Source organism: Priestia megaterium, assembly GCF_046599315.1.
Taxonomy (GTDB): domain Bacteria; phylum Bacillota; class Bacilli; order Bacillales; family Bacillaceae_H; genus Priestia; species Priestia megaterium_F.
In genome coordinates, this window is the sequence record NZ_JBKIKC010000002.1 from 540,360 (window position 1) to 560,709 (window position 20,350).

General features: G+C 36.7%; 22 protein-coding genes, 1 pseudogene and 1 riboswitch. Of the genes and pseudogenes, 7 read left to right on the plus strand and 16 right to left on the minus strand.

Going from position 1 to position 20,350, the window contains the following annotated elements; translation table 11 throughout:
- Positions 1-5: 5 nt before the first annotated feature.
- The 3 genes from ACLHDF_RS10125 to ACLHDF_RS10135 all read right to left on the minus strand — a co-directional run bounded on the left by ACLHDF_RS10125 (position 6) and on the right by ACLHDF_RS10135 (position 1,538).
- Entirely contained in the window at positions 6-332 is a 327-nt protein-coding gene (locus ACLHDF_RS10125) for a hypothetical protein (RefSeq protein WP_413918722.1), read from the minus strand.
- A gap of 148 nt (positions 333-480) precedes the next feature.
- Positions 481-675, minus strand: a complete 195-nt coding sequence (locus ACLHDF_RS10130; protein WP_013055990.1) for a hypothetical protein — start codon at positions 673-675, stop codon at positions 481-483.
- Positions 676-692: 17 nt separating this feature from the next.
- Complete coding sequence (locus ACLHDF_RS10135; protein WP_413918723.1) at positions 693-1,538, minus strand: patatin-like phospholipase family protein; 846 nt, start codon at positions 1,536-1,538, stop codon at positions 693-695.
- A 303-nt stretch (positions 1,539-1,841) separates the two neighbouring features.
- Between ACLHDF_RS10135 and ACLHDF_RS10140 the strand changes: the two genes are divergently transcribed.
- Positions 1,842-2,027, plus strand: a complete 186-nt coding sequence (locus ACLHDF_RS10140) for a YkvS family protein (RefSeq protein ID WP_013055988.1) — start codon at positions 1,842-1,844, stop codon at positions 2,025-2,027.
- A 316-nt stretch (positions 2,028-2,343) separates the two neighbouring features.
- Positions 2,344-2,565 (plus strand): hypothetical protein, encoded by a 222-nt coding sequence (locus ACLHDF_RS10145; RefSeq protein ID WP_413918724.1) that lies wholly within the window; start codon positions 2,344-2,346, stop codon positions 2,563-2,565.
- A gap of 32 nt (positions 2,566-2,597) precedes the next feature.
- On the opposite strand, the gene ACLHDF_RS10150 is transcribed toward ACLHDF_RS10145, so the two are convergent.
- The 6 genes from ACLHDF_RS10150 to ACLHDF_RS10175 form a co-directional block, all read right to left on the minus strand.
- Positions 2,598-3,299, minus strand: coding sequence for an NAD(P)H-binding protein (locus ACLHDF_RS10150; RefSeq protein ID WP_413918725.1), 702 nt, complete (start codon positions 3,297-3,299; stop codon positions 2,598-2,600).
- Between the two features lie 68 nt (positions 3,300-3,367).
- Positions 3,368-3,865 carry a preQ(1) synthase gene (gene queF, locus ACLHDF_RS10155; protein ID WP_413918726.1) on the minus strand — a complete coding sequence of 166 codons (498 nt, stop codon included), beginning with the start codon at positions 3,863-3,865 and terminating at the stop codon, positions 3,368-3,370.
- 98 nt (positions 3,866-3,963) lie between these two features.
- On the minus strand, positions 3,964-4,695 hold the full coding sequence (gene queE / locus ACLHDF_RS10160) for a 7-carboxy-7-deazaguanine synthase QueE (RefSeq protein WP_413918727.1): 732 nt from the start codon (positions 4,693-4,695) through the stop codon (positions 3,964-3,966).
- A complete protein-coding gene (queD, locus tag ACLHDF_RS10165; protein WP_413918728.1) occupies positions 4,688-5,128 on the minus strand; it encodes a 6-carboxytetrahydropterin synthase QueD in 441 nt (146 codons plus the stop codon). The genes queE and queD overlap by 8 nt, the downstream gene beginning before the upstream one ends.
- A complete protein-coding gene (gene queC / locus ACLHDF_RS10170) occupies positions 5,128-5,793 on the minus strand; it encodes a 7-cyano-7-deazaguanine synthase QueC (protein ID WP_413918912.1) in 666 nt (221 codons plus the stop codon). The genes queD and queC overlap by 1 nt, the downstream gene beginning before the upstream one ends.
- A gap of 230 nt (positions 5,794-6,023) precedes the next feature.
- Positions 6,024-6,067: riboswitch (PreQ1 riboswitch) on the minus strand.
- Positions 6,068-6,138: 71 nt separating this feature from the next.
- Positions 6,139-6,807 (minus strand): GerAB/ArcD/ProY family transporter, encoded by a 669-nt coding sequence (locus ACLHDF_RS10175; protein ID WP_413918729.1) that lies wholly within the window; start codon positions 6,805-6,807, stop codon positions 6,139-6,141.
- Between the two features lie 265 nt (positions 6,808-7,072).
- On the opposite strand from ACLHDF_RS10175, the gene ACLHDF_RS10180 reads away from it, so the two are divergent.
- Complete coding sequence (locus ACLHDF_RS10180) at positions 7,073-7,792, plus strand: 3-ketoacyl-ACP reductase (RefSeq protein ID WP_413918730.1); 720 nt, start codon at positions 7,073-7,075, stop codon at positions 7,790-7,792.
- A gap of 64 nt (positions 7,793-7,856) precedes the next feature.
- Here ACLHDF_RS10180 and ACLHDF_RS10185 read toward each other — a convergent pair whose 3' ends face one another.
- The 3 genes from ACLHDF_RS10185 to nhaC all read right to left on the minus strand — a co-directional run bounded on the left by ACLHDF_RS10185 (position 7,857) and on the right by nhaC (position 10,626).
- Complete coding sequence (locus ACLHDF_RS10185) at positions 7,857-7,982, minus strand: DUF6254 family protein (RefSeq protein WP_413918731.1); 126 nt, start codon at positions 7,980-7,982, stop codon at positions 7,857-7,859.
- 88 nt (positions 7,983-8,070) lie between these two features.
- The gene (locus tag ACLHDF_RS10190; protein ID WP_413918732.1) at positions 8,071-8,952 is read right to left on the minus strand and encodes an alpha/beta hydrolase family protein; all 882 of its coding nucleotides are present in this window, start codon (positions 8,950-8,952) and stop codon (positions 8,071-8,073) included.
- Positions 8,953-9,243: 291 nt separating this feature from the next.
- The gene (gene nhaC, locus ACLHDF_RS10195; RefSeq protein ID WP_413918733.1) at positions 9,244-10,626 is read right to left on the minus strand and encodes a Na+/H+ antiporter NhaC; all 1,383 of its coding nucleotides are present in this window, start codon (positions 10,624-10,626) and stop codon (positions 9,244-9,246) included.
- A gap of 419 nt (positions 10,627-11,045) precedes the next feature.
- Between nhaC and ACLHDF_RS10200 the strand changes: the two genes are divergently transcribed.
- Positions 11,046-13,160: an AAA family ATPase gene (locus tag ACLHDF_RS10200; protein WP_413918734.1), complete on the plus strand. Its 2,115-nt coding sequence runs from the start codon at positions 11,046-11,048 to the stop codon at positions 13,158-13,160.
- A 51-nt stretch (positions 13,161-13,211) separates the two neighbouring features.
- On the opposite strand, the gene ACLHDF_RS10205 is transcribed toward ACLHDF_RS10200, so the two are convergent.
- Complete coding sequence (locus tag ACLHDF_RS10205) at positions 13,212-13,478, minus strand: hypothetical protein (RefSeq protein ID WP_413918735.1); 267 nt, start codon at positions 13,476-13,478, stop codon at positions 13,212-13,214.
- 450 nt (positions 13,479-13,928) lie between these two features.
- Here ACLHDF_RS10205 and ACLHDF_RS10210 point away from each other — a divergent pair, with 450 nt between their 5' ends.
- Complete coding sequence (locus tag ACLHDF_RS10210) at positions 13,929-15,401, plus strand: PAS domain S-box protein (protein WP_413918736.1); 1,473 nt, start codon at positions 13,929-13,931, stop codon at positions 15,399-15,401.
- Between the two features lie 24 nt (positions 15,402-15,425).
- Here ACLHDF_RS10210 and ACLHDF_RS10215 read toward each other — a convergent pair.
- Positions 15,426-17,119: pseudogene (locus tag ACLHDF_RS10215) on the minus strand (M3 family oligoendopeptidase).
- Between the two features lie 171 nt (positions 17,120-17,290).
- Complete coding sequence (locus ACLHDF_RS10220) at positions 17,291-17,761, minus strand: MarR family winged helix-turn-helix transcriptional regulator (protein ID WP_413918737.1); 471 nt, start codon at positions 17,759-17,761, stop codon at positions 17,291-17,293.
- A 199-nt stretch (positions 17,762-17,960) separates the two neighbouring features.
- Here ACLHDF_RS10220 and ACLHDF_RS10225 point away from each other — a divergent pair, with 199 nt between their 5' ends.
- Complete coding sequence (locus ACLHDF_RS10225; protein ID WP_413918738.1) at positions 17,961-18,728, plus strand: DUF4931 domain-containing protein; 768 nt, start codon at positions 17,961-17,963, stop codon at positions 18,726-18,728.
- 154 nt (positions 18,729-18,882) lie between these two features.
- On the plus strand, positions 18,883-19,614 hold the full coding sequence (locus ACLHDF_RS10230; RefSeq protein WP_413918739.1) for a ZIP family metal transporter: 732 nt from the start codon (positions 18,883-18,885) through the stop codon (positions 19,612-19,614).
- A 64-nt stretch (positions 19,615-19,678) separates the two neighbouring features.
- Here the strand turns inward: ACLHDF_RS10230 and ACLHDF_RS10235 are convergent, their stop codons facing one another.
- Complete coding sequence (locus ACLHDF_RS10235) at positions 19,679-19,918, minus strand: Spo0E family sporulation regulatory protein-aspartic acid phosphatase (protein WP_413918740.1); 240 nt, start codon at positions 19,916-19,918, stop codon at positions 19,679-19,681.
- Positions 19,919-20,350: the final 432 nt, after the last annotated feature.

The following is a 20,350-nucleotide window of genomic DNA, read 5'->3' on the forward strand; positions in this document are numbered from 1 at the left end:
TTTTTTTAATCCTCAATCTCAATTTCTACAACGTCATAGAAATCAATCACTAGCTTAGCACCCGTATCATCCATAAACGTAAAGACGTCTTGATCCTCTGATAAATGTATCACGTATCCGGTCAACTGCTGTTCACTGTTATCGTAAACAGTAGTAATTAGAATTTTTTTATGATCTACATATGCTTCTTCTAATAACGAATGGAGGTCATAGTCCCCGTCATCTTCGGGCCGGTTCGTTAACAGCATCCCATAAGTCGTCATTCCATTTTTATCTTTCCATATATGATCTGCAAAATAAAAAGGTGCTGTACTTTTTCGAAACTCATCCATAATATCCCTCCTATAACTGAACACATTTATTCGCTCTTACCGTACGTTATTAAATAAATGCACAAGCACTTGTAACAGTATATTCTCTACTGTACAGGCTCATACATCCATTATATAAGGCATAATCAAATAATGCCATCATTTCCGTTTAGCTCCTAGGAATTTCTAAATACGTATAGGTAAAATCGCCTCCGCGTCCGGCAATTCCACGGAAATGTTTGAAATCAGGTCTATTTACTAAAAAAGGACGAAAGGCAAGAAAGTCCTCTTTTTTGACTTTAATTTCGGTTACTTTTCCTTCACTTAATTCATTCAACATGTTTATTGCTGTTTGCTCATCCATTCAGTTTCACCTCGTTTTTAACTGTTCAGCCAATTTTGCAGAGATGCAAATTGAGCTTCAGCTTCTTTGTATCCTTGGGTATAAAGAGCATCTAAACGCTCACGATTCTTCTCGATTCGTCCTACCACAAGAGGGATTTGCGGACGAATCACAAAGATATTCCCTTGTCTTTCCTGTTCTTCAATATATGACAATGTTTCATTATACAATTTATATCGGTTTTCAAGCGCACGAGTCAACCCGTCATAATGACGATATTTGCGCTTAAATAACCAAAGCATATTTGATTTCTTCTTTCGATAGCCTTCGTTTCGTGTTAGCACAACAATATTTTTTCGATAACCATCCTGCACTGCTTTTTTGATTGGAATCGGGTCACTGATTCCACCGTCTAACAACTCTTTTCCTTTATATGTAACGACAGGTGCTAAAAATGGAAGAGAACTAGAAGCGCGAACTGCTGTCAAAATGTCTCGGTTATACTCATCAAAATAAACGGGTTCTCCCGTCACACAATCCGTTGCTCCTACTACAAGCTTCTCTGCACGCGCAGCAAATGCCTCAAAGTCAAATGGAAGAAGCTGATTAGGAATTTCATCAAAAACGAAATCCATTCCAAATATCTCTTTTGTTTTAAAATAATTTTTCCACGACAAGTAGCGAGGATCCTCTAAAAAATCTAAATTAGCTTTGCGACTTCTTCCTATTTGTCTAGATAAATAAGAAGTCGCATGACAAGCCCCAGCTGAAACGCCGATTACATACGGAAGGTATAGATTTCTTTCCATAAAGTAATCTAAAACCCCAGTTGTATAAAGGCCTCTCATACCGCCTCCTTCGAGCACGAGTCCAGTATCTTTCAATTTCTACACCTTCTAATTCTTATAGTTTATGACAAGATTATATCTCGTTTATTATAACGAAAGATGAATAAAGATGAAACTGTCCTGCTTCTCTCTTTCGTTAAAGCTACCAATCCCTTTTATTTCTCAGCACATTTTACTTATTTTTTCAATTTTATTTTATATTTTTTCAAAAAACTCTTTACTAATTCCCAGTTTTAAGGCAAAATTGTAAAAAAAGAAAGCGCTAACTAGTTTAACTATTTTAAAAATTAAAATTATTAAAAAATAAGAGACTAATTTAAAACAAAGGAGCGATGAATTATGAAAATAGCAGAGGTAGGAAACTTGATAGAATTTAAAAATGGATTACAGGGCATTGTCGAAAAAGTAAATGAAAATTCCGTGATTGTTGATTTGACTTATATGACAAACTACCGCGATTTAGATTTAGAACAACGAACTGTTGTCAACCACAAAAACTACACTATTATTAATCCAGCCATGTAAAGATAAAAAGCAACCGGAAAGCAAAAGCGGTTGCTTTTTTATTGATTTTGGAAAAATTGATTTTTTTGTTCTTCTGTAATAATCCCCAGTTTATACATGAGGTAAATATACTGTTGAACCTTAACATCCTTCGAACTTTTTTTCACTGTACTCCCTCTTTTCTAAAATGTTTCTTCATACAATAATATATGGTTTAGATAAAAAAAGTTTCCTTGAAGAAACAAAAACGGGCCCTTTTTTTTCTTGAAAGGGACTTATTTTAGTGTGACAATAGAAACATGCTTCTACTATCTTCTTGCCGAAAGGAATTACTAGCATGTTTGATACTGTATTGTTTATCATTGCTCTTATTGTCATTCTTTTTTTCATTGTACAGTTCGTTTTTAAACGAAAGCAGACTTCAAATAAAAAAACATCCGTTGAGCCCATGAATTATGCTGAAGAAGATGCTAACTCCTACACAAGCTGGAATGAATCTGCTTCTAAACACGATAGTGATAGTGATGGTGATGGTGATGGCGATGCTGACGGAAGATAGAAAAAAGCCTCTTCTTAAGAAGAGGCTTTTCTTTATTTTGATAACACACGTTTGCCATTGGTAAACGAATAATAGCATTCACCTGTATAGATATCTTGGTTTTCATGTACATGAACACCACATTTATCTTCAAGTGCGGCTTTCATCATCGATTTGGCTACGTTATACGCTTTAATCGGACGATACTTTCTCCACTTTCCTACAAGGCAAAATGAACACGACTTTAACGTGTATCCTCCAATTTTTTCAAATAGGCGAAACTCTTGGCGCTTGCCTAATAATAAGGATGGGCGGAAAAAGTGAGTAGAACGGATATACAAGCTTGCGATATCTTCTTCTACTTGCCCCTTTACTTTACTGTAAAAGAATGGCGAACGAAGATCAGCACCAATTGCTGTAATCGTTAAAAAGTTTTTGCAGCGATACTTTTCTGCACATTTAGCTGCCTTTAAAGGAAATTCGTAATCCACTTTGATGAATTTCGCTTTTGTTTTTGCTTTTTTCATTGTCGTGCCTAAACAGCAATATACATCATCAACTGCAAAGCATTCTTCGTGCTTATCAAGCTCTGAAAAATCAATTTCGAGCTGACGTAGCTTTGTGTGTTCGATTGGTAACTTTTTTCGAACAAAAACTGTCACATGGTTATATAAGCTGTTGCTTAATAACATTTTTAAAAGTTCTTGACCAACAAGTCCGCTTGCACCTAATACTAATGCTGATCTCTGTGACATTCTTTCACCTTCTCACCTGTTGTTTTTGCAATGGAAAACAGGTTGCATACACAACCTGTTTGTTCGAATTAACGATTATCAATTGTTTCCGGGTATAAATCATGATTCATTAAGCGGTAATTAGCCATTTCTTCATATTTCGTACCGGGACGGCCATAGTTTGTATATGGATCAATTGAAATGCCGCCGCGTGGTGTGAATTTTCCCCATACTTCAATATATCTTGGATTCATCAGTTCAATTAAGTCATTCATAATAATATTCATACAGTCTTCATGGAAATCTCCATGATTACGGAAGCTGAACAAATAAAGCTTTAACGACTTACTTTCCACCATTTTTTCATCTGGAATGTAACTAATATAAATGGTTGCGAAATCCGGCTGACCCGTTTTTGGGCACAAGCTCGTAAATTCTGGACAGTTGAATTTCACAAAATAATCACGATTTGGATGTTTGTTATCAAATGCTTCTAGAATCTCTGGTGAATATTCAAACAAATAGTTTGTACCTTGATTTCCAAGGAGTGATACACCCTCTAATTCTTCATCTTTTCGACCGCTCATTTGCATTTCCTCTCTTTCTACGATTGTCATTCTAACAGCGTTTTTTTATTTTGTATATATCTGTTTTTATTTTTCTTTGTAAATTTTTTGCTATGCGCTTACACGCCGCGTTTGTTTCCCCAAACAAGGGCGTGAACCTGCGGCAGTACTCTTACATCATTCATGTTTTTAGCTGCCACGACCTTATCGATTAACCACTCGTACTTTTTAAGCAATTCTTGTGTTAACGAAGCATTATCTACGGTCGTTAAATCCTCGTTGCCTACTTGAACAAAAAATGGAACCTCAGGATAACGTTCATGCACAGACACTGCATAATCAAAGTCCTCATCATTAAATACAACGACTTTTATACTTATGTGGTCCATGCGTTTTTCCTTGATTAATGTCTCTATAATATCGTCTAAGACGGAAACATTTGTTTTCATTAATGAACTTGGAGGCTTAGGAGAAATCGTTAAATCATCGATCTTTAGAAACCAATCCTGATAACGGCTTCCCTGCGTTTCAAGAGCTGCTTTTACCCCATGACCGTGCAAAAGCTCTACAAGTGAACCAATCGCTTTGATAAGCGCAGGGTTTCCTCCAGAAATGGTGACGTGATCAAAGCACTCTCCCCCAATTTCTTTCAGCTCCGTCCAAATTTGTTCTGCTGATAGCTGACGAATATCGTTTTTAGCCGATCCATCCCATGTGAAAGCTGAATCACACCAGCTGCACGAATAATCACAGCCTGCCGTACGAACAAACATCGTTTTGCGTCCTACAACCATTCCTTCCCCTTGAATCGTTGGTCCGAATATTTCAAGTACTGGAATTGTATTAGCCACGTTTTTTCACCTTCTTTGGGCGGTAAACTACGTAACTTGTTGGCGTTTCCCGCACGAATACTTGTACGCAAGAAGGCTTATTTGGTAGTGTGTCTAGATATTCTTGAACCAACTCATAAATTTTACGAGCAACGACTTCAGTTGTAGGAAAATCATTTGGGTTTTCTTCATTAAAAATAGAATGATCGTTCAATAATGTATGATCAAATTGACCAGAAACAATTTTTTTCAATAGCGCAAAGTTTACTAAAAAGCCTGCTTCGTCTAGTACATCGCCGGCAACAGTTAGATTAACAAAATACGTATGTCCATGGACTTGACGGCATTTTCCTGCTTCTGCGTGAGGAACAAAATGTGCCGCAGCAAACTGCATATCTTTGTTCAGTTCATATTCATAGTCATGAAATACTTGAGGATACATTTGTTGCAGCATTATTTCTCTCCTCCTTCTTTTGTTTGCAGGTATTGGTCTAACCCGCGTTTTCGCAATTGACATGCGGGACATTCACCGCATCCATCAGCAACAATACCGTTGTAGCACGTTAATGTTTTTTCACGCACATAATCAAGAGCCCCTAATTCATCAGCTAAAGCCCAGGTTTCTGCTTTATCAATCCACATGAGCGGTGTATGAATAACAAACTCAAAGTCCATTGATAAATTAAGCGTAACGTTTAACGATTTCACAAATACATCTCGACAGTCCGGATATCCTGAAAAATCAGTTTCGCAAACGCCTGTTACGATATGACGGCCTCCGCTGTTTTTAGCCAGTACAGCTGCAAATGATAAAAATAACAAGTTGCGGCCATCCACAAACGTAGTAGGCAATTCTCCTTCTTTTTGCTCGATATCAATATCATCTCGCGTTAATGCATTTGGTGCTAATTGATTTAAAAGTGACATATCTAATACGGTATGCTTCACACCTAAATCAGCTGCAATAGCTTTCGCTACCTCTATCTCTTGACTATGACGCTGACCATATTGAAAAGTAACCGTTTCTACTTCTTTAAAGTTTTTCAAAGCCCAAAATAGACATGTTGTACTATCTTGACCTCCACTAAATACAACAATAGCTTTTTCATTTTTCATCATCATTGTTCGTCTCCTTTTTGATTGAAATCAAAAGAAGAAGAAACTTTATTGAACCGTTCGTTCCCTTTGTGACTAATTTTATAACACAAAAAAGAGACTGCTCTTTTTCAGCAATCTCCCTAAAAAGCAACTAAGATACACGTCCTTATTAACACACACGTCAAAGAGACGTACTGGTAGAAAGGCACGTGAAAGAAGACACGCTAAAACCGTGTCTTTTGTCATCAACGATGATCTTAGTTTTTTATAGAGGGAGTTTTCGAACCTCTCCCGTACATATAAATCGTGCACGGCGTTTCTTCTTGAATTGTCATCGTATACTATACCACATGCGTATAAATAATGCTATGTTTGTTGGCTTCTATTACCTTTGGCTGTCTTATTTTTCTTTATATAAGAAAGAGTAATAAACAATAACGGAAAGAAGACGCTTAATACAAATAAAGAAAACGGCCAGTAATATTTTCCAAAGTAATTGAAGTAAGCTGTATTCGGAATAATGTAATACGCTACGCCTGTAATAATTAGACTTAAAGGAAAGCTTAAAAAATTACGTACCCGTAAATTACACAATTGGACAATACTTAATTGAATAGCATAAAACACAATGACAACTTTAAAAAAGATAGATAACATCCAAATAATAGCTACTAATACTTCAATATGCTGAATCGTCGCGTCTAATGAAATCATTTTTCCTAATAAATAAACCGGATAACTGTGCATGGATGCAATGTTCGCGCCAAGAGCTAATATACAAGCTGCAACTGCAGTTGTAATCATCAAACCCGATGCAACAGTACCAATTACAAACATTCTTTTTACCTTTTTCCCATCTTTTATATGAAGCGTAATCATTAACATAAAAACCAATTCTATAAACGGATTTCCTAAAAAATAAGTGGTTCCTAGTACTAAATCATTCATGCGGAATTCAAAAAAAGGATAAAGACGATCAATTTTCATCTGAGGAATATTTAAAACAATTAACAATAACAAGGATACAAAAAACAAATGAGAAAAAGAAGCTGTTTGGATTTATTCGTTAACTCAGATAGTTTTTTATACGCATTGTTCATCCTCCACTACATTGAACGAAAAGAAACAGAATTTCTTCTTTTTAGTCTTTATAGTTTTTGTATAAAAAGGAAATTTATACTTGAAGCCATTTTAATAATCTTTATTTTTGACATCATTTGTGCGTTTCTATAGGATAGTAATGGATAATTCTTTGTTATTATGAAGAATGTTTATGTGGAACATTGAAAGGAGTCTCTATATGGCACAATCACTTAAAGGCAAAGTAGCTCTTATCACAGGAGCAGGAAAAGGCATCGGTCGTTCAACTGCGATTGAGTTAGCAAAAGAAGGTGTAAACATCGGTTTAATTGCTCGTACAGAAGCGGATTTAAAGGCTGTTGCTTCTGAATTAGAAGCATTTGATGTACAAGTTGCTTATGCAACAGCAGACGTTTCTTCTCTGGAAGAAGTAAACGCAGCAGTTGAACATCTACATACAAAATTAGGAGCAACCGATATTTTAATTAACAACGCTGGAATCGGTAAATTCGGAAGCTTTTTAGAGCTAGACCCTGCTGAATGGAAACAAATCATTGACGTGAATTTAATGGGCGTTTACTACGTAACGCGCGCCGTTCTACCTCAATTGATTGAAAAAAATGGTGGGGATATCATCAATATTTCATCCACTGCTGGTCAAAAAGGCGCCCCTGTTACAAGTGCTTACAGCGCTTCAAAATTTGGCGTACTGGGCTTAACCGAATCTCTAGCGCTAGAAGTGCGCAAACACAATATTCGTGTGACAGCTCTAACACCAAGTACAGTAGCAACGGAATTAGCGTATAAAGAAAACTTAACTGACGGCAATCCTGATAAAGTTATGCAGCCTGAAGACCTAGCAGAAATTATGGTAGCACAATTAAAACTGCATCCCCGTATTTTCATCAAATCTTCAGGCATGTGGTCTACAAATCCATAAACAAACACAAAAAAGGAGAGCCTGAGCTCTCCTTTTTCGTGTCTTCCTTTATATAAAGGTTACCTTATTTACGTTTAGGTGCGATTTCTTCTGATAGTTCCTCAAAAGATTTTACTTTTCCATGCGATGGGTTTTGTGATTGTTTCCGTACGTTCCACTGACGCTCTTTTTGATTTTTAGACTGACTCACTTTGCTTCATCCCCTTTTCATAGTGCTTACATGTAGTAGGATAAAACAAGCTGCTCTTTCTCATTCATCAAAACTGTTTCCAATTTCTTTACTGCTTAGCTAAATGCATTTTAAACCATTTATCAATTTCCGCGTTGTATTGGTCATAATAAGCAGTTAGCGGATGGTCCCCGTTCTTGTACAGTACATATTTGTATTCTTTTCCTTGCTCATCTAGTTGTTTCACAAGCTTTTCAGCCTGAGTATGGTGAACTTTACGATCGTGATCGCCTTGCAAAATCAAAAGAGGTGAATTTATTTTGTCGCTCCAATAGACAACAGAACGACTTTTATACCTGTCTGGATATTTCGCCGGATCCCCTACAATTGTGCGCAGCACTTGTTTCATTTCAGGCCCTCTTTGATCGTAGAATTGAAACATGTCTGTAATACCTGATTGTACGACAACTGCGTCAAATTTAACGCCGTTTTTCATCGTTAAATACGTCATCATGCCCCCTCGTGAATATCCGAGCGCTACCTTTTGCTGATGATTTACATAGGGAAGCTGTTCTCCCCATTTAATAAGATTTAATACGTCGTTAATATCTTTACCGCCGTATGTCTCTGTTCCTTCACTTCCGCCATTTCCCCTGTATTGAGTCGCAACAACGACGTAGCCTTTACTTGCCCAATAGGATAAGTACTGAAGTGTCTTTGCACGAATCATACCATGTTCGCGATTTCCTCCGCGATTATACACTAAAAGCGGATAATGTTTATCTGCAATATCTTTAGGCTGCACTAAAAAACCTTTTATCTTTAAATTATCACTAGGATACGTAATGCTATATACATCTACTTTATTTGAATAAGGCGATAATAAATTCAATTTTTCTTTATTTACATCATCACTTTCAGCTCGGTTGAAAACCGCTGTCACACCGAGCACAGCTACAGTGATTAATGCAATGATGCCCCATTTTTTCAACAGAAACCCTCTCCTCAATAAGTATCTTTTCTCTTTTATAATGAGTGTTTTCATTTGGCTTTACCCTTCTTAAATGTTTGCTAAAAAGGGGATTCATCCCATCGTCAATACAGCCTATTTATCATACCGCAAAACTCAAATTTCTTCATCAATAAAGAAATAAGAATTTATACAAATACATTAACAAGAGAGACGTGTAGTAAATTGTATTATTAAATTATAGATTTGAAAAGTGGAATGATACTTTTTTGTCGTTTTTTACCTGTCCTTTTTTCGAAAAAAAAAGCCCAGTTAAGACTGAGCTTTTTTCTTAGCAATGCCAATGCCTGTATATGCTAAAATAATTGAAAAAATAGGACATAAAATGCTGAAGAATGTAAATGGAACATAATCAGCCGCTGGAATATTTAATGCCGTTGAGATAAAAGCACCGCTGACACCCCACGGAATAATAGCATTAATAACTGTTCCACCGTCTTCAAGCGTTCGTGATAAGTTTTTTGGATCTAAATTCCACTTTTCATACAGCGGCTTAAACGTCTGCCCAGGCAAGAGAATCGACAAATACTGTTCTCCTGTAATAACGTTCACTCCAATTGAAGATAGAAGCGTAGCAAAGATAACGTCTCCGCTACGGCGAATTTGTTTTGCTAATCCTTTTAATAAAGCATCAATAATTCCAACTGCTCTCATCAATCCACCTAGCGACAAGGCAATCATAATAAGGGAAATAGAAAACATCATAGACTCTATTCCGCCCTTATTCACGATCGCATCAACTACTTTATTTCCTGACTCTACTGCCGGTCCACTTTGAAGAACGCCTAACAGTTGACCCAGCGTAAATTCATGCTGTGTGATCATTCCTGTAATGATGGCCGTTACAATACCTAAAACTAACGTTGGCAATACATCGACTCTTCTCATTGAAAAAATAAGAACTAAGAGTGGAGAAAGCAAAGTTAGCACATGTAAATTAAACGTATGTTTTAATGCTTCTTGAATTCCTTGAATTTCCCCGTAGTTGACGCTTTCCTGATTTCCGTTTATTCCAATTGCTAATGCAATGATTGCTGTAATGACAATACTTGGAACCGTCGTCCACGTAATGTGCTGAATATGTTTAGGAAGCGGCACTTCAACAATACCTGAGGAAAAATTTGTTGTATCAGACAGCGGAGACATCTTATCTCCAAACACTGCTCCTGAAACAATCATCCCTGCTGCTAACCCTGGATGTACACCAATGGCAGTTCCCACACCAAACAAAGCGACACCTACCGTACTGACGGTTGTTAATGAACTTCCCGTGAATGTTGAAACCAATACGGTAATCACCAACGTACTAATTAAAAAATACTGTGGTGAAATCCAGTGGAAGCCGTAGGATAAAATCGTCGGTATCGTTCCTCCTACCATCCAAATAGCAATGAGCATCCCGATGAGCATTAAAATAAGGATAGGCTTAATGCCAAGTCTAACACCGTCTAAAATCCCCTTCTCCATTTCTGTCCACTTATATTTTAACAAAAAGCCGATCACACTAATAAATACTACACCAAATATTAGCGGAATATGTGGCGGCAGCTTCAACGTAAATAATGAAACAAAAATAATAGCTAATAGCACCAAAACCACCGCTATTGATTGTATAAATGAAATTTCTTTCTTCATGAGGTATTCCCTTTCTATCTTTCTTTTTCACTTAAACGCTTTTATGCTTTTACGCAGTTAAGCGCAAACCTTCTTGAGTATAATTATTATCTTTCTTGCTGTCAATGACTTATTTTATCCAACGACAGGCTCTGCACTCATTTTTTCTACTTTTCTTCTTATTACTATTGGTTCTCTATCGGAGCAAATCATTGTACAAAATGCTTCTTATGTTTTTACATATATAGAACGGGTACACATAAAACATATGTTTTTTTAATGTAGTACCTTTTGTACATAAGCGAGGAACTTCCCTCAAAAATTTTTTAAGCAAAAGACTTGAAAGTCAAAAAAGGTCAAAGTATAATAAGATTACGAAAGGTCAAGAAAGGTCAAACACCTTTGATCTTCGATTAAAATCATTTAGGGAGGCTAATTAAATGATTTGTCAAAACTGTAATAAACGTGAAGCATCTATTCAATTAAATGTACAAACAAACAGCCAAAAATCTCAATATCGTTTATGTCATACATGTTATCAAGCACTAATGAAAGAACATAAAATCCCATCAGGTTTTGGAGGTGGCGGCTTTATGAACATCGATGATTTATTCAAGCAATTTTCACAAGAACAAGCTGCCCCGGAACAGCCACAGCAAGGAAATGGCGGCAGCGGCTTTTTAGATCAATTTGGTCGAAACTTAACTCAAATTGCGAAAACGGGATTGATTGACCCTGTTATTGGTCGCGAAGAAGAAGTAGAGCGTGTAATTGAAATTTTAAATAGAAGAAACAAAAATAACCCGGTGCTAATTGGAGAGCCTGGTGTTGGTAAAACAGCTGTAGTTGAAGGTTTAGCTTTAAAAATTGCAGAAGGAAAAGTTCCTGCTAAGCTGTTAAATAAAGATGTATATCTATTAGATGTAGCATCTCTTGTAGCTAATACGGGCGTGCGAGGTCAATTTGAAGAGCGTATGAAGCAGTTAATTTCTGAGCTTCAACAACGAAAAAACGTGATTTTATTTATCGATGAAATCCACCTTCTTGTAGGAGCAGGTTCAGCGGAAGGTTCAATGGATGCAAGCAATATTTTAAAACCTGCTCTTGCACGAGGTGAACTTCAAGTAGTCGGAGCTACAACCTTAAAAGAGTACCGCTCAATTGAAAAAGATGCAGCTCTTGAACGACGCTTCCAGCCAGTTATGGTTCACGAACCGTCTGTAGAAGAAGCAGTTGAGATTCTAAAAGGAATTCAAAGTAAATATGAAGATTATCACGGCGTTAGCTATACAGATGAAGCGATTCGCGCTTGTGTAAATCTATCACACCGCTACATTCAAGATCGCTTCTTGCCTGATAAAGCAATTGACTTGCTAGACGAAGCAGGTTCAAAAATGAATTTACAAGCAGGCATTACAAATAAAGACGACGCGACTGCTCGCTTGAAAGAAATTACAAAAGAAAAAGAGCAGGCGCTAAAGGATGAAAAATATGAAGTAGCAGCAAAACTGCGCGATGAAGAAGCTGCTCTTGAAAAACAATTGAACGAAGAACATCAAAAAATGAATGTGGATATTGCTGACATCCAAGCAATTATTGAAAAGAAAACGGGTATCCCTGTTGGTAAACTTCAAGAAAATGAATCAGCAAAAATGAAGCATTTAGCCGAGCATTTAGCCCAAAAAGTAATCGGGCAGCAGGAAGCTGTAGAAAAAGTAGCAAAAGCAATTCGACGTTCTCGCGCTGGATTAAAAGCAAAGCATCGCCCAATTGGTTCATTCTTATTTGTCGGTCCAACAGGTGTTGGTAAAACAGAATTAACCAAAACACTAGCTGAAGAACTATTCGGCTCAAAAGATGCAATGATTCGTCTAGATATGAGTGAATACATGGAAAAACACGCCGTGTCTAAATTAATCGGTTCACCTCCTGGCTATGTAGGTCATGAAGAGGCAGGGCAATTAACAGAGAAAGTACGCCGTAATCCTTATTCCATCATCTTACTAGATGAAATTGAAAAAGCTCATCCAGACGTTCAGCATATGTTTCTGCAAATTTTAGAAGATGGACGTCTAACAGATAGTCAAGGTCGCACAGTAAGCTTCAAAGACACAGTTATCATTATGACAAGTAACGCTGGTGTAGGTGAAAAGAGAATCACGGTTGGATTCGATGCAGAAAATGACGCACTTAAACAGGCATCTGTTTTAGATTCGCTTTCATCTTATTTCAAACCAGAGTTTTTAAATCGATTTGATACAATCATTGAATTTAATCATCTTGAAAAAGATAACTTGATTAAAATCGTTGACCTTATGCTTGCTGAACTGCAAGAAACATTACGAGAACAAAACATCACGCTGCACGTAGCAGCTGAAGTAAAAGAAAAACTAGCTGAACTTGGCTATCACCCTGCATTCGGTGCTAGACCACTCCGCCGAGCAATTCAAGAACAGCTTGAAGATCGAATTACAGACTTACTGTTAGATGACGCGGACGTATTGACAGTGAACGTAACATTAAATGAAGCAAGCGAAATCACAGTACAAAACTAATAGAAAAAAGCGACTCTACTTGAGTCGCTTTTTTTATAGAAATACTTACGTTTATTTGCTTTTATCTGTTTTTTCGTCAGCACTATTTGTTGATTCTTCTTGATCATCAGTTGCTTCATCCTCAGATGAATCAGCTGCTTCGTCTTGATTCATTGTTTCTTGTGAATCATCCGCAGTTGTATCCTCCGCTTGAGTATCATCCGACTGTTCTGTTTGCTGTTCTGTTGCATCTTTTTCATCCGTCTGTGAGTTGCATGCTGTGATTAACATAATTGCTAGAAGTGATCCAAATAACTTGACTAATAAACTTTTGTTCATTTTACCGTCTCCTTTCGAATCATCTGAGCCTCTATGTAGTCACCATTCATATGGCTCTACTGGAAGTATAGCCTATCCAATTAGAAAAAAGATCACTTTTACGAGGTTATCACAAAAGCTTTACATTCCCTTCATTTCGTTCACATTCCGCTCATATTTCCTTAATATTTTATTACCAGCTACATTCTAGATCTATCTTCCTTGGTCTAAGTGCTCAATTCGTCTATTCACACAGTTGTAACTATGCTAATATGAGTGATATATTGCTATACCGTGCAAACAGATGACTATAAAGTTATTCTCCTCTAAAACTATTCACCATTTAAGAAAGGGATTTTTATGGAATCACACAACCTCATAAAAAAACGGAATTTTATTCTTTTACTTATTTTTTGGCTGTTATATTTTGTTCACATTGTTTTATACCACTTTATTGCAGCTGATCCTCACATGATTGTTTTTATAAGCGGAGGGATTTTATTACTGTTAGTGACGGCTATGTATCACTTTCGTTTTCATCCTGCCATCATTATGTATTCTTTTTTCATATGCTATTATGCCTATATTGCGTACGTGACATCTATTGAACCTGCTGTTATTAATTATTTATTTTTGTTTCTTGGAATTATTGTTAGCTTTATTTATTATAGCTATATCGCTATTGTAATTTCTACATTAATGTCTATTATGATTGTTTTGTACTTTTATGTAAGCAACACTCTTTTTACATCTGTGACCTTCGTGAAATTAGATATCATTTATTTCATTTTGTTTGCGCTGATCACAATGATTATTTTGTTGTACTGTGCTCACTTCTCCAAAAAGCTGATTGCTATTACAACGGTCAAAATGAACAAAACCGAAGATGAACTGTACTCAGCTCAAGAGTATTTACAATCTTTTTTTACATACAATCGCGACGCCATTGCCGTATTCAGCCTAGACGGTAAAGTGATTAAAGTAAACGGGGCTTTTGAACAAATTTATGGATGGAATGCTGAAGAAATTGTTGGAAAAACCATTCCTTTTATCCCAGCTGACTTAAAAGGCAACGCTGAAAGTCGATTAGAAAGGGTTAAAAAAGGAGAAAAGCTAGTTGCGTTTGAAACCCAAGACAAGCGAAAAGACGGAAAAGTAATTGATGTAGAGATTACTATTTCACCTATTTTTAATCGTGATAAACAGGTCGTAGCGCTTTTTGGCATTTCACGTGACCTTACCGAAGAGAAGGAAACTGAAAAATTTCTTCGCCAAACCGATAAGTTGTCTTTAGCTGGGGAAATGGCAGCAGGCATTGCTCATGAAATTCGAAATCCACTTACTTCTTTAAACGGATTTATTCAGCTGATTCATGAAGACAGCAGTCGCTATCATTCTTATACAACCATTATGCTGAGCGAACTGAATCGTATTAACTCGATCGTTGGAGAATTCTTATTGCTCGCTAAACCTCATGATACGGTTATGAAAAAGCATGCTTTCTCTACTATCTTAAATGACGTTATTCTTTTGTATGAATCAGAATGTGTGTTAAAAAATGTCGTAGTTAAAACTCAGGTAGAAGCCCCGCATACATACATCTGCTGTGATGCAAACCAAATTAAGCAAGTACTCATTAATTTATTAAAAAATGCGCTCGAAGCTATGCCTGACGGTGGAGAAATCCAGCTAAAAGTTACTCTGCATACTAAAGACCTTACTATTTTCATTAAAGATACAGGAGTCGGCATTCCCTCAAATTTGCTTACACACATTCAAAAGCCCTTTTTTACTACAAAGCCCTCAGGCACTGGTCTTGGACTTGTTGTGATTAAAAACATCCTGTATCAGCATAAAGGGACATTTGAGATTAACAGCACTGTTGGCGAAGGAACCAGTATTACTCTTACTATTCCCTTATGGAAAGAAGGGACATTTCAATAAAAAAAGCCGCAAACGCGGCTTTTTTTATAGCTTTTTATCATCAATACTATTTAAATAGTTTTCAATTTCACCTACTACAGACTGCACGCATCCTTCTTCAAATGGAGAAATCAGATTCGCTTCCTTCACTAATTCTAAAAACGGCTTACTTCCGCCAAGCTTACACAAATGAACATAATCTTGCCATGCCTGTTCATGATTTTCTCGATCTTTTTTCCAAAATTGAAATGCACATATTTGAGCGAGCGTATAATCAATATAATAAAACGGAGACGTGTAGATATGAAGCTGGCGCTGCCAGAAGCCCCCGCTTTCTAGATAATCATGACCATCATAGTTTTTAGAAGGCATATATTTTTTTTCAATTTCTCGCCACGTTTTTTTTCGTTCCGAAGGCGTCATCTCAGGTCGTTCATATACGGCATGTTGAAATTCATCTACTGCTACCCCGTAAGGCAAGAAAGTTAAGCCTGAGCTTAAATGAGAAAACTGGTATTTATCTTTGTCTTCTTTAAAGAACAATTCCATCCAAGGCCATGTAAAATATTCCATGCTCATCGAATGAATTTCGGCTCCTTCATGCGTAGGCCAGTGATACTCATTAGTTTCCATCTCTCGGCTTGAATACACTTGAAAAGCATGACCTGCTTCATGCGTTAACACATCAATATCGCCCGATGTCCCATTAAAATTTGAAAAGATAAACGGGGCTTTGTATTCTTCAATAAACGTACAATAACCTCCCCCTGCTTTACCCTTTTTAGCGACTAAATCCATCAAGTTATTTTCAAGCATAAATGAAAAAAATTCGTCCGTCTCTTTGGAAAGCTCCTTGTACATAACCCGTCCATTCTCAATAATCCACTTTTCATCGCCTTTTGGTACTGCATTTCCTGTTTCAAACTGAAACGGTTCATCATAATAAGTTAAGCTCTCTACTTGAATTCTTTCCTGCTGACGTTTTTTTAGTTTTTCAGTAAGGGGAACAATATACTCTTCCACTTGTTTGCGAAAAGCGGCAACCATTTCAGCATCATAGCCGATTCTAGACATACGAGCATAGCCCACTTCTACGAAATTTTTATATCCTAATTTTTTAGCAAGCTCGGTCCGTACTTTTACAAGTTTATCGTAAATAGCATCAAATTCCTCTTCATGATCGGTGAAAAATTGAAACTTCGCTTCTGCTGCTTTTTTTCTCATTTCTCGATCAGGTGACTCCATAAACGGATCGAGCTGAGCTAACGTCTCTCTTCTCCTTCAAATACAATTTTAGCTGATGCCACTAGTTTCGTATATTGAGAAGATAGCCTATTTTCTTCCTGCAGCTCTTTTACTATTTCCGGCGAGAACGTTTTTAACTGCATTTCAGCAAGAGAGAACAGCTGCTTCCCCCATTTTTCTTCTAGTTCCTGTTTAAAAGGCGAAGAAGTTAACGCTTTATAAAACTTCTCTACATATCCTTCTAAAAGCGGCTGTGTTTCATCAAAATAGTCTTGTTCTTCTTTATAAAATTCATTCGCTGTGTCTATAGAATGACGAATATAGCAAATGTTTCCCATGGTGCTATATTCAGAATACGCATCATTTGCTAGACGAATTGCCTCGTTTTGCTGACTGATTGACGTTGCTTCCGTAAAATGTGCAATCGCCTCTTCAAATTGCTTTTCAATTCCACTCATATCAGGTCTTGTATATGTATAATCTTCAAATTTCATCATTCGCTCCCCTTCCCCTATTGTCTATATTTAACCTAATTCGTTTTTATCTAGCTGTATTCCTGTTAATTCCAATTTTTTGTCACTTTTTATTGTTTATGTTGATTGATCATTAAAAGAGTCATAGAAAAAACTCGTTTGTTCAACAGAAACAAACGAGCTTTTTCTTAATTAATCAGTTGATTCCGGTAAAAATTCATCTGCATAGTGTCCTAATTTTTTAAGCAGTGAAATGGCAACTTCCTTTTCTTCGCTAGACAGAACGGATAAAATATCGTGAATTCTTTTTTCATGACTCGGAAACATACTTTCAATCATTTCCTTACCTTGCTTAGTGATAGCTGCATAGGTTACACGGCGATCGTTCGGACAAGCAACTCGTTCTAAGAAACCTTTTTTCTCAAGCTTGTCTACTACATACGTAATACTGCCGCTTGCCAATAGAATTTTCCCGCCAATTTGCTGAAGAGGCTGTTGACCTTTGTGGTACAATAATTCTAGGACAGCAAATTCGGTTGGATTCATTCCATGCTGTTGAATAAATTTATGCACATGATCATTAATTGAACGATTGGCACGAGATAGTACAATAAATAATTTAAGAGATTGGTCTAACTCTTCTCTAGTTACATCATTCGTCATTTTAATCAGTTCCTTTGATATTATCTTGATATCAAGATAATACTAAAATTTCCCTTCAAAGTCAATCAAAGCACTCTTATTTCATCGGTTATCCTCTCCGCTTGTACAATTTTTTTGATAAAAAATGTATATAAGTGGATTTATACATATGCTTTTAATACAATAAACATATGACCATTACATAAAAAGGTGAATGATTATGAAACCAACCCATTTATTATTTAATTCCGCGATTGGTTCACAAAAACCTGAAACAATCGTTAATCGGCAAAACCCCTGTCCATTTTGTGATGTGGAATCTCTCACAGGTATCATTGAAAAACAAGGGCCTATCATTTGGCTGAAAAATAAATTTCCGGTTCTACAAGATGCTTACCAGACGGTTATCATTGAGACGGATGAGTGTTCTTCGGAGCTGTCTATTTATCCAAAAGAGCATCTATACACCCTGTTGAGCTTTGCTACTGAACGATGGATATCTATGATGAACAGCGGGGAATATGCTTCTGTTCTGTTCTTTAAAAACCATGGACCCATGTCCGGAGGATCGTTACGGCATCCTCATATGCAAATTATTGGTTTAAATGAGATGGATGTAAATGAAAATGTGAAACCAGAGCAGTTTGAAGGAGTTACAATTGCCCAAAATGAACACGTCACATTTAATTTATCTGTAAAACCCAGAATGGGCTTTTTTGAATTTAACGTGATAACGGATCAGCTTGACAAAGAACTGCACGCTTTTGCAGATTATCTTCAAACGGCTGCTCACTATTTATTAAACCATTTTCACCGTAGCTGTACGAGCTACAACTTATTTTTTTATAATCTCAAAGACGGCAAAATTGGAGCGAAAATCATTCCTCGTTTCGCCACGTCTCCTTTGTATGTAGGATATGGTATCCCTCAAGTTTCTAATAAACTTGAGCAAATTGCTAACCAAGTTCAGGAGCTTTATTTTACATAAAAAGTTGAATCTTCATTGGTTCAACTTTTTTACGATTTTTTCATACAGCTATTCATTTTTAAAATAGTCATGCTCATAGAAAACAATCAAACATATACTAAAAGAATCATGTGAACTGACGATTAAAAGAAGAATACGTAAAAGGAGACGGTTTATGACTGAGGTACTAATTGGAAGCATTCTTTCTGCTCTATCGACCGGAGTAGGTGCTTTGTCTATTCTGTTTTTGAATCAAGAACTCACTCATCGGTGGAAAGATGTTCTTCTTGCACTCACTGCTGGTATTATGACAGCTGCTTCTACTATGAGCTTAATTCCGGAATCCCTTCAAAGCGGCGGATTTTTTCCCTTAGCAATTGGCTTACTGCTCGGAGTTGTAACATTAACACTTTTGGAGCAAAATATCCCTCACATTGACCTTGAGCATTCTAAAACCGGCATTCAATTTGATGAAAAAGCACTTTTAATTGTTTCCGCTATTACTCTGCACAACCTTCCTGAAGGTCTTTCTGTTGGTGTTAGCTACGCTTCAAATGTTGAAAATACAGGGAACTTAATTGCCCTTGCAATCGGTCTTCAAAATGCACCTGAAGGACTGTTGGTCGCGCTATTTTTAGCTCAGCAAAATATTAGTAAAATAAAAGCATTTTTAATTGCTACCCTAACAGGTTCAGTTGAAATTGTAACGTCTTTACTCGGTTTTTATTTAACTAATTTTGTTGATTCTCTCGTTTCATACGGATTAGCTTTTGCTGCTGGAGCTATGCTTTTTATTATTTATAAAGAATTGATTCCGGAAAGTCACGGCGATGGAAACGAAAGATTTGCTACTTATTCGTTTATTTTTGGTATGCTGTTTATGATTTTTTTAATTAACATATTTTAAAGCTGAAGAGAGGCCACGGGCAGCATAATTGTTTTACTGCCCGATCCCGAATGCTTGTCCTGCATTACAGCTTTGAAAAAGATAAAAATCGGCTAATCAGTGTTGCAAACGACGTCTTTTCTTCCTCTTCGTTTAAACGCTGCTTTTGATAAACGAGTAAGAGCTGATCAAGCTCTTGACTACAGGTAACGGTTTCTTCATTAGTCAAACCTTTTTCTTCTCCGAGCTGCACCATCTTTTGTCTTTTTTGGACGATTTCCACTAATAATCTCTCTGATTTCGATCTCCTTCTCACTCCAAACACAAAATCCTCTCCTATGACAAAGAAATTAGCTTATAACGCATTATTACAAATTCTACTAAATATGTAAATAGAGTCGCAATAATAGACATTTTTTTTGCAAAAAAATTATTTTGTCGGAAATTACAAGCGCTTACATTACTATAGGAATACTATTTATCTTTTTTTTACAACTTGTTATTCGACAAAAGATGCTCCTTGTCGAATAGCAAAAGAGATTGAGAGATTGAGACATAACGAAATCAATCCAATCTAAAGACGAACAAATGGGATAAATGAGCTAGTATGGATCACTTATTACACCTCTGTTGATTTCCATGCAAGGCTTCGCTTTCCACGGGTGGCCGATGAGCCTCCTCGTCGCTTACGCTCCTGCGGGGTCTCATCTATTCTGCTTTTCACGCAGGAGTCTTCGCCTTGTCCTTCAATCGACAG

What these genes read in the sequence shown, in the direction of transcription:
- queF (WP_413918726.1), bottom strand. Translation starts at nt 3,865, where the DNA reads ATGAGCGGTCGAAAAGATGAAGAATTAGAGGGTGTATCACTCCTTGGA.
- ACLHDF_RS10145 (WP_413918724.1), top strand. Translation starts at nt 2,344, where the DNA reads ATGTTTGATACTGTATTGTTTATCATTGCTCTTATTGTCATTCTTTTT.
- ACLHDF_RS10225 (WP_413918738.1), top strand. Translation starts at nt 17,961, where the DNA reads ATGAAACCAACCCATTTATTATTTAATTCCGCGATTGGTTCACAAAAA.
- ACLHDF_RS10125 (WP_413918722.1), bottom strand. Translation starts at nt 332, where the DNA reads ATGGATGAGTTTCGAAAAAGTACAGCACCTTTTTATTTTGCAGATCAT.
- ACLHDF_RS10200 (WP_413918734.1), top strand. Translation starts at nt 11,046, where the DNA reads ATGATTTGTCAAAACTGTAATAAACGTGAAGCATCTATTCAATTAAAT.
- ACLHDF_RS10210 (WP_413918736.1), top strand. Translation starts at nt 13,929, where the DNA reads ATGATTGTTTTTATAAGCGGAGGGATTTTATTACTGTTAGTGACGGCT.
- queD (WP_413918728.1), bottom strand. Translation starts at nt 5,128, where the DNA reads ATGCTGCAACAAATGTATCCTCAAGTATTTCATGACTATGAATATGAA.
- ACLHDF_RS10130 (WP_013055990.1), bottom strand. Translation starts at nt 675, where the DNA reads ATGGATGAGCAAACAGCAATAAACATGTTGAATGAATTAAGTGAAGGA.
- nhaC (WP_413918733.1), bottom strand. Translation starts at nt 10,626, where the DNA reads ATGAAGAAAGAAATTTCATTTATACAATCAATAGCGGTGGTTTTGGTG.
- queC (WP_413918912.1), bottom strand. Translation starts at nt 5,793, where the DNA reads ATGATGAAAAATGAAAAAGCTATTGTTGTATTTAGTGGAGGTCAAGAT.
- ACLHDF_RS10150 (WP_413918725.1), bottom strand. Translation starts at nt 3,299, where the DNA reads ATGTCACAGAGATCAGCATTAGTATTAGGTGCAAGCGGACTTGTTGGT.
- ACLHDF_RS10205 (WP_413918735.1), bottom strand. Translation starts at nt 13,478, where the DNA reads ATGAACAAAAGTTTATTAGTCAAGTTATTTGGATCACTTCTAGCAATT.
- ACLHDF_RS10140 (WP_013055988.1), top strand. Translation starts at nt 1,842, where the DNA reads ATGAAAATAGCAGAGGTAGGAAACTTGATAGAATTTAAAAATGGATTA.
- ACLHDF_RS10220 (WP_413918737.1), bottom strand. Translation starts at nt 17,761, where the DNA reads ATGACGAATGATGTAACTAGAGAAGAGTTAGACCAATCTCTTAAATTA.
- ACLHDF_RS10230 (WP_413918739.1), top strand. Translation starts at nt 18,883, where the DNA reads ATGACTGAGGTACTAATTGGAAGCATTCTTTCTGCTCTATCGACCGGA.
- ACLHDF_RS10180 (WP_413918730.1), top strand. Translation starts at nt 7,073, where the DNA reads ATGGCACAATCACTTAAAGGCAAAGTAGCTCTTATCACAGGAGCAGGA.